Origin of the sequence: Desulfofundulus australicus DSM 11792, from assembly GCF_900129285.1 — a bacterium.
Classification (GTDB): domain Bacteria; phylum Bacillota; class Desulfotomaculia; order Desulfotomaculales; family Desulfovirgulaceae; genus Desulfofundulus; species Desulfofundulus australicus.
Genome location: NZ_FQUW01000008.1, coordinates 90322 through 104326 on the forward strand (window position 1 = coordinate 90322; position 14005 = coordinate 104326).

A 14005-nucleotide genomic window follows, 5' to 3' on the forward strand; every position below is an offset into this window, starting at 1 on the left:
TCCTCCCCTTTGTCCAGCAGGTCCGGGTGTCTTCTGGGTCCCGGCCACTCCTTTTACTCTTCTTCTGAACGGCTCCTTTCCTCTTCCCGCCTGGCTTCGGGCTTGAGGAAAGCGGTCAACCGCTCCCGGATCAAGATGGGGTTGTAACCGGCCTGCAGGGAAACAATACCCTCCAGCATCAACTGCCGGTGCAGCATCTCCTTCTTGCTCAGGTTCTGCAGCTTGGCCGCCAGGGGCAGCCAGAATATATTGGCACTGGCCACGCCGTAAAGGGTGGCGATGAAGGCCACTCCAATGGCCGGCCCCAGGGACTCCGGGGATTCAATGGAGCTGAGCACGTGGACCAGACCCATCACCGTCCCGATAATCCCCATGGTGGGGGCATAGCCTCCAGCTGCCTCAAAGATGCCCGCCCCCATACTGTGGCGCTCCTGGGCGGCGTACAGCTCGGCCTCCAGGATGCTGCGCACCAGCTCCGGGTCGGTGCCGTCCACCACCAGCTGGATGCCCTTGCGCAGGAAGGGGTCGTCAATATCACCCAGGCGGTTTTCCAGGTGCAGCAGCCCCTCCCTCCTGGCCTCGTCGGCCAGGCTGACAATCAGCTCAATGGTTTCAATGGGCTCGGGAATGTTGCTGAAAAAGCTCACCCGCAGGAGCTGCGGAACCTGCTTCAGATCGTTGAAGGTAAAACTGAAAATGGTGGCACCTATGGTGCCGCCGAAGACAATCACCGCAGCTGTGGGCTGCAGGAGGGCGGTGGCGTGTCCCCCCTCCATCAAAAATCCGCCCACCAGGGCTACAAAGGCAATTACAAATCCAAGTACGGCTAAATCCATCCTTCATCCCTTTCCCCAGATTCAATTCCCCGTTGCCTACGGCAGGGAAGCCGGCTCAGCCCCCTTGTACTTGCTGCGCAGGATGACTATATCAACCCGGCGGTTCAACTGCCGGTGGGCTTCCGAATCGTTGGGAAACCGGGGACGGTACTCGCCATATCCCACGGCGGAAAGGCGCCCGGGTGGGAAACCGGCCGTGCGGATCAGTTCCCTCACCACCGCCGTGGCCCTGGCCGCAGACAGTTCCCAGTTGGAAGGGTAGAGCTCCGTGTGAATGGGCAGATTGTCGGTGTGTCCTTCAATGCGTATGTAGTTGGGGGTTTTCAGCAGCACCGGGGCTACCGCGGCAATGATCTCCCTGGCCCGGGGGGTGAGTTCCGCCGAACCCAGCTTAAAAAGGACCTCTTCCTGGAAGCTGAGGACTATGCCCCGCTCTTCAATGGTAGCCGAAACCCTGGCTCCCAGGCCCTGGGCCTGTACTTCCCGCATCAGCTCCCTGCGGATATTCTCCATCTCCGCCCGGTCGGCCATATCCTCCTGCAGATCCGCTTCCGTTTCCGTACCGCTGATCCCGGGGACTACCGAAGGCCCCAGGTTATCCAGAACAACCCCGCCGCCCCCCATGGCCTCACTTAAAGATTCGGCCAGCATGCGGAACTTCTTGATATCAATCTGGCTTAAGGAATACATGACAATAAAAAAAATCAGCAGCAGGGTAATCATGTCGGCATAGGTGATCAGCCACCTTTCCATGCTGCCGTAACTGGTTTTGCGGCTGCTTCTTTTCACGCCATAACCCCCTTTTTACACATTTCACCTGCCGCCTCAAATACACTTCCAGTATTCTCCTCAAAAAGGAAACTTCCTCCCGCAAAAGTTTTTTTGACGACAATTTTCTTACTGTCTCAAGAGCCAGACAAAATGTCCGAAAATTTTATATAAGAAAACTGCGCACGGAGGGATAGAATGTGGGTAAATTGCGCCGCCAGCTCGTTCTATTGACTTCCGCCCTGGCCCTGCTGGCCGTGGCGGCAACGCTCCTGGCAGGCTGGTTGGCCCGGGGCAGCGTGCCCGCCACTCTGGCCGGGGCAGCAGCAGGGATTCTCCTGGCCGGAGTTCTGGCAGCCTTCGCCTTCGCTTCCCTGCAGGCCACCGTGAACATGGTTATCGTCAACACAGACAAGGCCATTGCCGGTGACCTTACCGGAAAGATTGAGGACCGCCATTTCGGCTGGGGAGAAATAAACAGGCTGGTAACAAATATCCGCAAGGTTTTAAAAGGCGTGCACAAGTGGTTTGGCCTGGTGCGGGAGTATTCGGATCAGCTGACCGCCGCCACCGCCCAGATCACTTCCGGCACGGAGCAAATCAGCACCGGCAGCCAGGAACAGGCCGGGCAGGTACAGAAACTTCTGCAGGAAATTGAGAACCTGGCCCAATCGGCCCGGCAGTCGGCGGAAAAAGCCCGGCAAACGGCAGATGTGGCCCGGGAGACAGACCTGACCGCCCGGCAGGGTGGTCAAGCGGTGGACAGGGTTATCGAAAGCATGAATCTGATCCATGAAAAGATCAAAACCCTGGATGAAAGTTCCGCCCGCATCGGCCAGTTCGTTCAGGTAATTGAAGATATCGCCGCCCAGACCAACCTCCTGGCCTTAAACGCAGCCATTGAAGCAGCCCGGGCAGGAGAGCACGGCCGGGGGTTCGCAGTGGTAGCCCAGGAGGTGCGCGAACTGGCGGAAAACTCCGCCCGCGCCACCCGGGAAATCACCCAGTTGGTGGCCGGCATCCAGGGAGCCGCGGGGGAAAGCGTGGCGGCGGTAGAGCGGGGCCTGCAGGTTACCGGGGAAGTTCAGGAAGCTTTCCGGAACATCGTATCCCAGATCGAACGCACCGTGGAGAGCATCGAGGAGCTGGCTTCCGCCTCCCAGGAACAGGCGGCCAGCACGGAGCAGATGGTGGGGGGAGTGGAAGCCATTGCGGCTGTCGCCGAACAGGCGGCTGCCAGCTGCCAGGAGACGGCCGCCATTACCGGCGAGCTGTCCGGCCTGGCCGACAGGCTGAAATCCGTGGCCGACATCTGGAAATTCAACCAGGACGGAGGGGAAGACAGGCGCAAGGGCGGGCCTCACGTTGATGCGCAGGAGCATAAAAACGGTGCGGCAGCATAGGCCGGAATGCCGGGGGCCGGCGGGATCTCCCACACCGGAACGAGCACCAATGCGGCCCCGGGTTTACCCTTTTAAGTCCCGGCCTTTCGATCCGGCCTTTTCCGGGGAGAGTGCAATTGTTAACGCCCGGAGATCAGGCTGCCGGAGGGAACACTCGACCCCGCCGCGGGCTGCCTGACGGCAGAACACCTCCACCACGTGCGGGTCAAACTGGGTGCCCGCACAGCGGTACAGCTCCTGCAGGGCCTCGAAGCCGGATTTTGCCGGCCTGTATACCCGGTGCGAGGTCATGGCGTCGTAGCTGTCCGCCACCGCCAGGATACGTGCTCCCAGGGGGATTTCTTCCCCTTTCAGCCCCGCGGGGTAGCCCCGGCCGTCGTAACGCTCATGGTGGTAGAGTACCAGGCGGCTGACGGTTCCCATTTCTGGAATGGGGGAGAGAACGTTAAAGCTGTACACCGGGTGGTTCTTCATCTCCTCCCACTCTTCACCCGTGAGCCTGCCCGGTTTGAAGAGAATACCGCCCGGCACCCCCATTTTGCCAATATCGTGGAGCAGGCCGGCAGTATAAATTATTTTTTGTTCTTCCTCCCCCATCCCCAGCCAGTCCGCCAGCAGTGCGGCCAGGGAAGCCACCCGCCCCGAGTGAAGCCAGACAACTTTCAACCGGGCCTCCAGCATCCTGTACAGTGCTCCAACCACATGCGCCATGGAACCCACAGAATCACCCCAAAAAATTTTTTCAACTGACTGCTCAGGCAAAACAAAAGCTACAGGAGAAAAGCACTTCCCTGTAGCCACTTTTCTCCCCTGCAGCCCAGCCGTCATAGTTCTCCGCATATAGCGTTCTGCGGGAAACCTTAGACCTGTGGCTTTGCGTCCCCGGCTTTCGCGCGGGTTTGCCCTCCGGGAGCCGTTTGATGCCCCTCCGGTTTTGCATCTTTGCGGTTGAGACCTTTTTTAGATCTTAAACTCGTTGGCCGCTGACTGCAGCCTGGCCGCAATCTCCGCCAGCTCCTGGGTGGCCCCGGCCACCTGCTGGATGGTGGAGGTTACCTGCTCGTAGCTGGCAGATAGCTGCTCCACCCCCTCACCGGTCTGCCTGGTGCCTTCGATGATTTCTTCCACCAGCTCGATGTTTTTCCCAACGGCATCAATAATACCATCAAGAGCCTCGCCTGCCCGGGAGGCCAGGGCCACGCCTTCCTGTACTTCGGCAGAGCCGCGCTCCATGGCTGCTACGGCCGCTTCCACCCCCGCCTGGATCTGGCTGACCAGCCGGCCTATCTCCCCGGCGGCTCCGGCCGATTGTTCGGCCAGCTTCCTTACCTCTTCCGCCACTACAGCAAAACCGCGTCCCTGCTCGCCGGCCCGGGCCGCTTCGATGGCTGCGTTCAGGGCCAGCAGGTTGGTCTGGTCGGCTATGCCGGTGATGATGCCGGTAATGTTACCGATGCGCGCCGAGAGTTCGCCCAGGCTCCGGATGGACTCGCCCATGCGCCCGGCAGAAGCAGCAATGGAGTGGATCTTACCGATTGTCTCTTTCACCGTCTTTCCGCCGCTTTCGGCCACGGCAACCACCTTCTTCGACTCACTGGAGGTGCGGCTGGCGTTTTCCAGACTCTTTTCCGCCGTTGCGGCCACCTCGCCGGTGGTACTGGCCAGTTCTTCCACGGTTGCGCTGACCTGCTGGGTGGAAGCAGCCAGTTCCTGGCTGTGGGCAGCCAGGGTTTGAGCCTCCCTGACCAGGCCTGAAAGCAGTTTCCTCACACTGTCCTGCAGCCGGTTCACGGCCAGGGCCAGCTTTCCTATCTCGTCCTTCATACGCAGGATTTTTTCCGGCACCGGCCGGGTAAAGTCACCGCTGGCTATGAGCCCCAGATGGTCCACCATTTGCACCAGGGGTGAGGTAATTCTGCCGGCCATCATTAAGGTCAGCCCCAGGGCAACAAGAATTATCAGCAGCGATAAGAGCAGCATAGTTTGCTTTAATACCGACACCCTCTCCAGGACCTCGGCAGTGGGAACATTGATGCCCACAGACCAGCCGGTAGATTTAATGGGGGCAAATCCCACAAACCTTTCCTGCCCCTGGAAGACGTACCGCCCCACGCCTTCCTCCCCTTTCGCCATCCGGGAAACCACCGCTGCCAGCTCCTTCAGGGAGGAGTCGGTTCTGGCCTGCTCGATGAAATTCTCCTGGGCTGCCACCCGGGTAAATTCCTTATGGGCTATGACCTTGCCTGTGTTGTCCACGGCAAAACCGTAACCCGTGCGCCCGTAATTGATGGAAGAAACCAAAGTGCTCATCTTGCTGCCATCCATAACCCCGATAACCGCGCCGTTTACCTCTCCAGTGGCATAATGGCGAACCGGAGCGGAAAAAACAAAGACCACAGCATTATCCAGCCTGCTCACCAGCGTGCTGGAAACGGCGGTCTTTCCTTCCAGGGCCGCTTTGAAATAATCCCGGTCGGCAACCCTGGCCTTACTGCCATCGCTGAAGAAAGCATTTCCTTCCCTGTCGGCAATGCCCAGCTGTTTGAAGCCCAGGCTTTCCGCCCTTTTCCACTCCTCGCGCAGGGCCTGCAGTTTTTCCTCCAGAGTGGCCTCCCGGTCACCCCACCTGCCGCGGATGACGTTCCTGCTGGCTATGCTTTCAACCGCATATTTTCGCGCCTGGATACGGTTGTCCAGTGTTTCGGCAGCCTGCCTGGCCGTCTTAAGCAGGGCCTCCTGGCTCTGTTCCTGCAGGGCCTGTTCGGCGTAATGATCGCTCACCAGCCCCAGCACCAGGCACCCCATGAGCACTATAAAGCCGAAGAAAACGGCCATCCTGATCCGCAGGCTTCCCGCAAGCTGTCCCGTAAGTCTTCCCTTCATCCCTGTCTGCAGCCGCCCCTGCACCGTGACGGCAAGCAGGAACAGCGCCGCCAATCCTCCTTCCTTACAATTTTGCTTCTTCAGGCAGTAACCGGAACCGGCAGATCCCGTTTAAGGGTATAGAAACAACCGTTCCCCGGTCTTAAACTTCTATATTTTTATTTCGGCATAATTCAGGGTTACTTGAGCCCGCTGCCAGAGCTTATAGCCTTTTTTTAAACCATAAAAATAGCCGGCAGTTGTGACGGCCGGCTTTAAATAAAACGCTAAAATAATTTTAGTTGTTGGTGCCCTAAACCACCAGCTCATCGGCCAGCTTCTTTAGCCGCGCGGATACCGCCGTCAGCTCATTCACCGAAGCGTTGATTTCCTGCGACGAAGCGGCCTGCTCCTGCACCGCGGCAGATAACTGGGTAATTGAATCCGTCAGCTCCAGAACGGACTGCTGCACCTCCTGCAGGGTCTCCAGGATTTCCCTGGCCGAGCGCTGGGTATCCTGGGATAACTTGCGTATTTCCCCGGCCACCACGTTGAAACCCCGCCCGGCATCGCCCACCCGGGCCGCTTCGATGGCCGCGTTCAACCCCAGCAGGTGGGTTTGCTCGGCAATTTCCTCGATGAGGTTGACAATGCCGTCGGTTTTCTTGATTTCATCCCTGATCTTCTGCGCGCTGCTGTTCAGGTTTTCCGTTGTTGCCGCCACTTCTTCCGAGGTGGCGGAAAGGTTGGAGGTAGCCATGGCTATCTGGTTGATCTGGCCATCCATTTCCTGCGACATTGCAATCAGATTTTCCTGGCGGGTGATGGGGGTGGTCATGCCAATGGTGCCGATTACTTTACCTGTACCGGGATCGGTAATGGGGTAGGAAACGCCGATGTAAGGTATGCCGTAGACCTCCTTCCCCGTCCGCCTGGCCTGCCTGCGGCCGGTGCGCAGGGTCAGGGCGGTTACGCTGCCTTCATTGATGGTGTCACCCGCCTTTAAAGAAAGGCCCACCTGACCGGGGTCGCAGTAAATATACCGCTCCAGGTCCGATACATAAATTCCCATCTCTTCCCCCAGCATCCCCTTAATAAAGGGGGCCAGCTTCAGGGCGCATTTTAAAAGGTCGGGCTCCGCCTGCTCCGCCCGGCGTTCACCCCCGTTATCGCCGGCAGCTGCAGCGGGTTCCACCGGCTCGACCGCTGGAGGTGGAGATATTTCTTCCGGTTGAGCTTTCTTGTTTTTAAATGAAAGCAGGTTCACTAAAGAACACTCCCCTTTCTTTTATCCGCAATCACATCTGACGCTGATGAGATATATCACCAACCTGAAGGAAAACAAGAACATGGGGCAGAACAGGAAGAAACAAACTGGAGGTAGAAAATAAAGCCCCCCTTCCAGGAACGCAAACAAAGAAAAAACTACAGGGAGAAAAGCATCCTGCCCCGTAGTTACTTTTCTCCCCTGCAACCCAGCCGTCATAGCTCCCCGCTAAAAAGCGTCCTGCGGGAAACCTTAGACCTGTGGCTTTGCGTCCCCGGCTTTCGCGCGGGTTTGCCCTCCGGGGTTAAACTTTATTCGCTATTTTTCTACTTATTTCATAATTAATTCTATTGAACCAGCACAATTTTCCTGTGTCAAGTAAATAATGTCATTTTATGTCGAACAGCAATAGTTTGCAGCTTCCACACCAAAGCAAAAAGCCCCGTTTTCCGGGGCTCCCGTTTTTATAGTGGGCGCACCAGGGATTAAACCTGCGACCTCTTGAATGTGAGTCAAGCGTCAGAAAAAACTAATGGACGGTAAACGCCGTATTCTTTCGCATCGTCTATCTTTTCGAGGCACTCTTTTTGGTAAAAACGGAGTTCAAACATTTATTTATCCCCCGTTTCTGGTTGCGAACTTTCCTGGGCTGGTATATACTTTGTATAAACACCTCTTCGAAAGGGTGGGGCACATGCAAAGCCAGATCGCAAAGTGGGGAAACAGCCTGGGCATCCGTATTCCGAAATCAATTATCGAAAAAGTCGGCTTCACTGAAGGAACGCCAGTGATATTGGAGATAGTGGACGAGGCTATCGTCATCCGTAAAAAAAAATACGACCTAAAAGCACTTCTCTCCCAGGTCACTTCCGAAAATCTTCATGCTGAGATAGATACCGGTTATTCGTTAGGGCGGGAAACATGGTAAGCGACAAAAAGCCGTATATTCCGAAACGCGGCGACATAGTATGGTTGCAATTCAATCCACAAACCGGCCACGAACAAGCGGGAAGGCGGCCGGCACTGGTTGTCTCCCCCCGTGTTTACAACGAAAAGGTCGGTCTGGCCCTCTTTTGCCCGATAACCTCAAAAATAAAAGGGTATCCTTTTGAAGTTGAACTGCCGGAAAAATTAAAGGTCTCCGGGGCCGTCCTGGCGGATCAAATCAAGAGCCTGGATTGGCGGGCAAGACGAGCTGAATTCGCCTGCAGAGCCCCGGCGGAGGTTGTCGCAGAAACTCTCGCCAAAATCCGTACATTAATCGAGTGACGACCGGGCATTGCTACCGCCGCCCCCAGCTGCTTTCACCGCTTCTTCCTAAAATTTGCTCTGCTTCCCGAAATGGGAAATTGTTATTTTTAACGAAGGTTTCGGCCATGTGGCGGCCGTCAAAACCCCGGCAGGCTTAAGGTTTTTCGAGCAAAGCAAAAGCCCCGTTTTCCGGGGCTCCCGTTTTTCTGGTGGGCGCGGTAGGGATTGAACCTACGACCTCTTGAATGTGAGTCAAGCGCTCTCCCACTGAGCTACGCGCCCACTTGAAGTTTTACCGCTGCAGGTGTTATTTTAACACATTTGCCGGCCGGGTGCAAGGGGGGCCGGCCTGTTTTTTTATTCCCGGACAGGCGGGGCGCACAGGTATCAGCTCCTTACAATTACGGGGCAGCCGGGAATTATTTCCTTCCCCTCCCCAACCACCGGCACCACCTCACAGGTGTTCAGGGAAGCGCACCAGTCCAGGTCGGCCGCCAGGCCCATGCTGAAAAGCTTGCGCCCGTGCAGGGAATGGTCAAAAGCTCGCCGGGGGTTGTCTTTATAGGCCAGGGCCAGGTGCAGGGCAGCCACGGCAAAGTCGGACAGATCCAGCCCGGACGCTCCGGGAGTAGGGCAGTACAACCAGCCCGGGTCCGCCATTTTCATCATCTCCAGCACCACCATTCCAGCCCCCAGGGCATCTTCCAGGGAAAACTCGCCCTGCGTGCCGGCGCAGGCCAGGATTACGTCCCTGCCCAGCCGGCAGGCCTCCCGGGCCACCGCCCGGGCATTGAGCAGGCTTCCCACCAGCACCGTACCGGCTCTTCCTGCCGCGAGGTTCAGGGCGCGGGTGCCGTTGCTGGTGGTGAGAACCAGCATCCTGCCGCCCACCACTTCCGGCCGGAATTCCAGCGGGGAGTTGCCGTGGGGGAAGCCGGGAATTTTTTCGCCGCCCCTTTCACCGGCCAGCAGTACCGGTATATTCCCCCCGGCCAGCCTGGCTGCAACTTCCTGTGCTTCCGCCGGATCGACAACGGTCACCACACCCCGGCAACCATGGGCCAGGGCGGTAACTATGGTGCTGGTAGCTCTCAAAACATCAAAAACCACCGCCGTCCCCCCGGCCAGAAAGGCCTGTTCCAGGCTTTCAGCTGTTGGATAAAGGGTCACACGCATATTTAAACCTCCACGCGTAAATATTATACTGTTTCCTATCCCGGGCGGCAAGAAAATATTCTCCAGCAGTTTCCAGGCCGGTGAAAGCCCGTACGCTCAAAAGAAGGGTTTTCAAAATCACCCGTGGAAAAAATAAGTAATAAGGGTGGTTCCTGGCGGCAGGGAGGTGCAGTGAAATGCAGCTATACCTGCGTAAAAGATATAAACACTTTGCCCGTTACCGGGAAATTACCAATATACTGGTCCGCCACGGCTTTGGCTACCTGGCTTACCAGCTGGGGTTAACCGAATTCTTGAATTTTGGCCAGCGGTACAGGCTGCGCCGGCGGCTACCCGGCGAAGGAGCCCTGACCGTCAGGGAGCAGCCCTCACCACCTGAAAGATTGCGCCAGGCTCTGGAGGAACTGGGCCCGGCTTTTATCAAGCTGGGGCAGGTGCTTTCCACCCGTTCGGACCTGCTGCCCCCGCAATACATTGCGGAACTGGAGAAGCTGCAGGACCAGGTACCTCCCTTTCCCTTCGCCCAGGTAAGGGAGCGTATTCAAATGGAACTGGGCGCCCCCCTGGAAGAAATATTCGACCAGTTCGAGGCAACTCCCCTGGCTGCCGCTTCCATCGGCCAGGTTCACAGGGCAAGCCTCCGGGATGGCAGGCCGGTGGTGGTAAAAGTTCAGCGTCCGGGCGTCGAAAAAACGATTTTGACCGACATTGAGATTCTTCATGACCTTGCCCGCCTGGTGGACAGGCACGGCCCCTGGCGGGAACTTTATCGTTTTGAAGAGATGGTAGAAGAGTTTGAAAAATTCCTGCGGGAAGAAATGGATTTTACGGTGGAAGGCCGCCATGCCGAAAACTTCCGGCAGCTCTTTGCAGGGGACAGTACCGTCTATTTCCCGGCAGTTTACTGGGATTATACCACCAGCAAAGTATTAACCATGGAGTTTGTTGAGGGGATCAAATTAACCCACCCGCAAGAACTGGCGGGCAGCGGGATCGACCGGAAACTGGTGGCCCGGAATCTGGCCGGTGCTTTACTGCGCCAGATCCTGATGCACGGTTTTTTTCACGGCGACCCCCACCCGGGAAACCTGGCCGCCCTGCCGGGTGGGAGGGTGGTTTTTATGGACTTCGGTATCGTGGGACGACTGGATGAAGAGACCCGGGAAAAAATAGGCAACCTGGTTCTGGGTTTGCTCCGGCGCAATACCGCTCTGGTGGTAAGAGCGGTGGAAGAACTGGGTGTTGTGCCGCCGCATGTGGACCGTACCGCCCTGCAGCAGGATATTGATGCCCTGAGAAAAAAATATTACGAAATTCCCCTGAGCAGGATCAGCCTGAGTGAGTCCCTCAGAGATATCATGGCCGTAGCCTATAAATACCGCATACGCGTTCCCACCCAGTTCACCCTGCTGGTAAAGTCTCTGGTTACCGCAGAGGGCGTGGTTGCCCAATTGGACCGGGAATTAAGCATGGTGGAGATTGCCCGCCCCATGGGCAGGCAACTGCTGGCACGCCGGTTCAGCCTGCCCGGAATAAAAAAAAGGCTCCAGAATTTCCTGGAAGACTACTGCGGGCTCCTTTCCGGGTTACCCCACCGCCTGGACAGGGTGCTGGAGCTGGCTGCTGCAGGTGAATTAAAAATAAAAGCGGTAAACCCGGACCTGGACCGTATGATTGCCCAGCTCAATGCCATGGTCAACCGCATGGTTCTGGGTATCCTGCTGGGTTCTCTGATCGTGGGTTCTTCCCTGCTGATGGGAAAGGGTTACACCATTCTCTGGGGCCTGCCCCTGGCAGAAGCTGCTTTTATTGGAGGAGGGGTACTGGGTTTAGCCCTGGTTTTTTCCATCCTGCGTTCACGCAAGTTTTAGCTCACCGGTGGACGCAGGCCCGGGATCATGAGAACCATCAGGGCCAGGAGCAGAACAAAAAAGATAAACCTGCGCACAAAGGCACCTCCCGTTAACAGTACCGGTCACGGTTAAGATTTTACCTTAAAAGTGTGTCATTTCTACTTAATTTTTGTTAAATTTTCATTAAATATTCTGGTCAATAAAAAACCCTGCCCGCGGCAGGGTAAACATGATATCCAATTTAATCTCTAATAGGTAAAGGTGAAACTATCCAGGATCAGGCTTACAGGGCGTGATTGCAGCCAGCTATTGGGCACCCAGGATTCAAAGAAGTACAGCGCCCCATTGGTGGGGTCAACGCCATTCAATGCGTCCAGGGCAGCCCGCCTGGCTTCCTCGCTGGCCGGGCGGTTAATCCAGCCGTTTAAAACGGGTTCGAACTGGTAAGAACCCGTTTCATCCACCTGGTAGATAACCCCGGGAATGGAATTGGGGAAAATACCGCTCTTTACCCGGTTCAATACCACCGCCCCTACGGCCACCTTGGTAAGGTAGGATTCGGAATCAGCCTCCGCGGTAATCAACCGCGCCAGGAGGTCTACATCGGAACGGCTATAATTAACGGGACCCGAGCTGATGGTACCCCGGCTTACCGGTGCCGGGCTTGTCCCCGCGCTGCGGTTGCCGGGGATAACCAGCTTTTGCCCCGGGTAAATTATGTCGCCGGTCAATCCGTTGGCTGCTTTTATTGACTGATAGGTTAACCCGTAACGCAAGCCAATGAGGTAAAGGGTGTCTCCGGGCTGGACGGTATATGTACCCGGGCTTTCATCTGGAATATAAAGCTTCTGCCCCGGATAGATGAGGTCGCCGTAAATACCGTTGGCCCGGCGCAGGGCGTCCACAGTAGTCCCATAAGCGCGGCTGATCAGGTAAAGGGACTCGCCGGGACTGACTGTGTGGGTGGCTGCTGCTGCAGCACCCGCGGGCAGCAGTAAAAATATGGCCGCCACCGACAAAAGGTAACGAAAGCCGGTGAAAAACCTGTCCATCCTTTCCCCTCCTCGGGCCTCCGGGGTTAGCTGATGGGTTCGGGTAGAGGGTACACCCTTCCACGCGTCCTGCCCTCACCTCCTCAAAACGCGTGGATTCACCCCGCTCGGGATAGAGATTCCCCCGTACCCCGCCTTCTGCATGGCGGGGATTCGGCCGCTGGTAATTCTGTTACCAGTTAGTAATTATACAGAACAGAACCGCCGTTGCCAAGTGACAAATAATGCCAGGTTGGCAGCTTTCCCCCTGGCCCTCAAAAGTTGTTTTTAAACTTCCCCCTGCCTGTTTTTCCCCAGCCTTGCCCTGATCCTGGCATTAATCTGCTCCATTAAAAAAATGGTATTAAAAACATGATGCAGCTGAATGGCAATACTTACCACCGGCCGGTCCAGGTTAACCAGGTGGGGCTCGATAACCAGCTCCACGCCATAAATGGATTCCATCCGCTTTTTAAAGGCCTGCAGGATGGCTTCCCTGGTGCCCGCATCACCCACCTCCAGCCAGGGAGTGGAAGGAAGAATATCTTCTTTTTTTACCATTTCTTTAATTAAGACCAGCAGGTCCTCCTGGAATTGTTCAAAACCGGGTCGCCTGACTGCCGTCATAAAATCCCCCCGTATATTACGAGATTCTGGATTTTATTTCCAGAGCGCGGGCGCCAATGGAGCTGGGCTCCAGAACCAGCGCCCGGGCCGGGATACCGCTTTCCCGGAAAGTATCTTTCATTACCCGGGCAATGAGCTCCGTATTGCTGTCGGCCAGGGCAATTATGCTCGGGCCGGCGCCGCTCAGGCATACCCCCCGGGCTCCGGCCAGGCGGGCGGCTGCCAGCACTTTTTTCATCCCGGGTACGAGGGAAGCGCGGTAAGGCTGGTGAAGCCTGTCCTCCATGGCGGTGGCCAGCAGATCCAGCCGGCCCTGCTGCAGGGCTGCCACCAGGAGGGCCGCCCGTCCCAGATTAAAAACGGCATCCCCCAGGCTGACATGCTGGGGCAGAACCTCCCGCGCCGCCCTGGTACTCAGCTGGAAATCCGGTATCACCACCACCACCTTCAGGCCGGGGGGCGGGTCTATCTTAACGTAACGCACCTCCCCCTCCACGATGGCGGAAATAATAACGCCGCCCAGGAGGGCTGGAGCCACGTTATCGGGATGGCCTTCCAGCTGCGAGGCCATGGTGAGCAGTTCCCGGGGGGAAACCTTGTTTCCGGAAAGCACGTTAGCCGCCACCAGGCCGCCCACGATGGCTGAAGCGCTGCTGCCCAGCCCCCGGGCCACGGGAATATTGTTGAGCAGGCGGATGCGCAGTCCCGCAGGGACAAAGCCCACCTGTTTGAAGAGGTGCATGGCCGCCCGGTAAACGGTGTTGCTTTCGTCCCGGGTTATATCCTGAACCCCTTCCCCGTGCACTTCAATGCTCAGGCCGCTGGACACCTGTGCCATCTCGATAATGTTATAGAATTTTAAGGCCATACCCAGGCAATCAAACCCCGGACCCAGATTGGCCGTAGTGGCGGGCACCTGTACGCGAACCAT

At 57.0% G+C, this 14005-nt stretch carries 13 protein-coding genes, 1 tRNA gene and 3 riboswitches; of the genes, 4 read left to right on the forward strand and 10 right to left on the reverse strand.

Annotated elements, in window-relative coordinates; translation table 11 throughout:
* Positions 1 to 53 precede the first annotated feature (53 nt).
* Together BUB44_RS03680 and BUB44_RS03685 are read right to left on the reverse strand one after the other, a co-directional pair.
* The gene (locus tag BUB44_RS03680; protein ID WP_073163293.1) at positions 54 to 836 is read right to left on the reverse strand and encodes a flagellar motor protein; all 783 of its coding nucleotides are present in this window, start codon (positions 834 to 836) and stop codon (positions 54 to 56) included.
* A gap of 36 nt (positions 837 to 872) precedes the next feature.
* Positions 873 to 1625: an OmpA/MotB family protein gene (locus tag BUB44_RS03685; RefSeq protein WP_073163294.1), complete on the reverse strand. Its 753-nt coding sequence runs from the start codon at positions 1623 to 1625 to the stop codon at positions 873 to 875.
* Between the two features lie 179 nt (positions 1626 to 1804).
* Here BUB44_RS03685 and BUB44_RS03690 point away from each other — a divergent pair, with 179 nt between their 5' ends.
* Positions 1805 to 3007, forward strand: a complete 1203-nt coding sequence (locus BUB44_RS03690; RefSeq protein WP_073163296.1) for a methyl-accepting chemotaxis protein — start codon at positions 1805 to 1807, stop codon at positions 3005 to 3007.
* Between the two features lie 63 nt (positions 3008 to 3070).
* Here the strand turns inward: BUB44_RS03690 and BUB44_RS14970 are convergent, their stop codons facing one another.
* The 3 genes from BUB44_RS14970 to BUB44_RS03705 all read right to left on the reverse strand — a co-directional run bounded on the left by BUB44_RS14970 (position 3071) and on the right by BUB44_RS03705 (position 7136).
* Positions 3071 to 3718 (reverse strand): HD-GYP domain-containing protein, encoded by a 648-nt coding sequence (locus tag BUB44_RS14970; RefSeq protein ID WP_083543080.1) that lies wholly within the window; start codon positions 3716 to 3718, stop codon positions 3071 to 3073.
* 97 nt (positions 3719 to 3815) lie between these two features.
* Positions 3816 to 3921, reverse strand: a riboswitch (cyclic di-GMP riboswitch).
* Positions 3922 to 3967: 46 nt separating this feature from the next.
* The gene (locus tag BUB44_RS03700) at positions 3968 to 5944 is read right to left on the reverse strand and encodes a methyl-accepting chemotaxis protein (RefSeq protein WP_242655825.1); all 1977 of its coding nucleotides are present in this window, start codon (positions 5942 to 5944) and stop codon (positions 3968 to 3970) included.
* Between the two features lie 238 nt (positions 5945 to 6182).
* Positions 6183 to 7136, reverse strand: a complete 954-nt coding sequence (locus BUB44_RS03705; protein WP_073163297.1) for a methyl-accepting chemotaxis protein — start codon at positions 7134 to 7136, stop codon at positions 6183 to 6185.
* A gap of 199 nt (positions 7137 to 7335) precedes the next feature.
* Positions 7336 to 7442, reverse strand: a riboswitch (cyclic di-GMP riboswitch).
* 226 nt (positions 7443 to 7668) lie between these two features.
* On the opposite strand from BUB44_RS03705, the gene BUB44_RS15740 reads away from it, so the two are divergent.
* Together BUB44_RS15740 and mazF are read left to right on the forward strand one after the other, a co-directional pair.
* Positions 7669 to 8064, forward strand: coding sequence for an AbrB/MazE/SpoVT family DNA-binding domain-containing protein (locus tag BUB44_RS15740; protein ID WP_242655826.1), 396 nt, complete (start codon positions 7669 to 7671; stop codon positions 8062 to 8064).
* Complete coding sequence (gene mazF, locus BUB44_RS03715; protein WP_073163301.1) at positions 8058 to 8405, forward strand: endoribonuclease MazF; 348 nt, start codon at positions 8058 to 8060, stop codon at positions 8403 to 8405. Before BUB44_RS15740 ends, mazF begins: the two co-directional genes overlap by 7 nt.
* 189 nt (positions 8406 to 8594) lie before the next feature.
* On the opposite strand, the gene BUB44_RS03720 is transcribed toward mazF, so the two are convergent.
* Together BUB44_RS03720 and BUB44_RS03725 are read right to left on the reverse strand one after the other, a co-directional pair.
* Positions 8595 to 8669: transfer RNA gene (locus tag BUB44_RS03720), tRNA-Val, on the reverse strand.
* Between the two features lie 105 nt (positions 8670 to 8774).
* On the reverse strand, positions 8775 to 9563 hold the full coding sequence (locus BUB44_RS03725) for a 2-phosphosulfolactate phosphatase (protein ID WP_073163303.1): 789 nt from the start codon (positions 9561 to 9563) through the stop codon (positions 8775 to 8777).
* A 176-nt stretch (positions 9564 to 9739) separates the two neighbouring features.
* Between BUB44_RS03725 and BUB44_RS03730 the strand changes: the two genes are divergently transcribed.
* Positions 9740 to 11434 carry an ABC1 kinase family protein gene (locus tag BUB44_RS03730; RefSeq protein WP_073163304.1) on the forward strand — a complete coding sequence of 565 codons (1695 nt, stop codon included), beginning with the start codon at positions 9740 to 9742 and terminating at the stop codon, positions 11432 to 11434.
* A 230-nt stretch (positions 11435 to 11664) separates the two neighbouring features.
* Here BUB44_RS03730 and BUB44_RS03735 read toward each other — a convergent pair whose 3' ends face one another.
* The 3 genes from BUB44_RS03735 to thrB form a co-directional block, all read right to left on the reverse strand.
* Positions 11665 to 12468: a LysM peptidoglycan-binding domain-containing protein gene (locus tag BUB44_RS03735; RefSeq protein WP_073163306.1), complete on the reverse strand. Its 804-nt coding sequence runs from the start codon at positions 12466 to 12468 to the stop codon at positions 11665 to 11667.
* Position 12469: 1 nt separating this feature from the next.
* A riboswitch (cyclic di-AMP (ydaO/yuaA leader) is annotated at positions 12470 to 12637 on the reverse strand.
* Positions 12638 to 12735: 98 nt separating this feature from the next.
* Positions 12736 to 13074 (reverse strand): hypothetical protein, encoded by a 339-nt coding sequence (locus BUB44_RS03740; protein ID WP_073163307.1) that lies wholly within the window; start codon positions 13072 to 13074, stop codon positions 12736 to 12738.
* 16 nt (positions 13075 to 13090) lie between these two features.
* Positions 13091 to 14005, reverse strand: coding sequence for a homoserine kinase (thrB, locus tag BUB44_RS03745; protein WP_073163309.1), 915 nt, complete (start codon positions 14003 to 14005; stop codon positions 13091 to 13093).